Origin of the sequence: Collinsella sp. LCP19S3_B6 (genome assembly GCF_052121815.1) — a bacterium.
In the GTDB taxonomy this organism is placed as follows: Bacteria; Actinomycetota; Coriobacteriia; order Coriobacteriales; family Coriobacteriaceae; genus Collinsella.
On record NZ_JBQKDN010000052.1, the window covers coordinates 1 to 630 of the forward strand.

1 protein-coding gene is annotated in these 630 nt (G+C 59.5%); it reads left to right on the top strand.

Features of this window, described 5'->3' with window-relative positions; genetic code table 11:
• Positions 1-20: 20 nt before the first annotated feature.
• Positions 21-630, top strand: a 610-nt coding sequence (locus ACTQWD_RS08720) for an amino acid permease (protein WP_441559754.1), incomplete at its 3' end; no start/stop codon positions are given.

A 630-nucleotide genomic window follows, 5' to 3' on the forward strand; every position in this document is an offset into this window, starting at 1 on the left:
GACTGAGCAAAGGATTAAATATGAGTGACGGAAAGAAAAAGCTTTCCTTCCTGACGGTCATTTCGACCATCATCTGCGTCGTCTTCGTTTGCGAGGCCGCCGCTCCTGCTGCTGCCATTGGCAACCAGCAGTTCTTCTGGTGGATCTTCCTGATCCTGACCTTCCTGCTCCCTTACGGCATGGTCGTCGCCGAGCTCGGCACCACCTATGACGGCGAGGGCGGCATTTACGACTGGGTACGCGATGGCCTGGGCGACAAGTGGGGCGCCCGCATTTCGTACTACTACTGGGTCAACTACCCGCTGTGGATCGCCTCGCTGGCGACCATGTTCCCCGACATCCTGGGCATGGTCTTTGGCGTCGAGTTCAACCTGATCGCCAAGATGGGCATCGAGCTCGCCTTCGTGTGGATCGTCTACCTCATGGGCCGCTCCAAGGCGGCCGACTCCGAGTGGGTCCTCAACGGTGGCGCCCTGATCAAGGTCGCCGTTGCCGTCATCGTCGGCGCCCTGGGCATCTGGTATGCCATGGAGAACGGTTTCGCGAACGACATGTCCGCCGCCACCTTCCTGCCCGAGCTCACCAACACCAACGCCCTGGGCTACCTGTCCATCATCATCTTCAACTTCA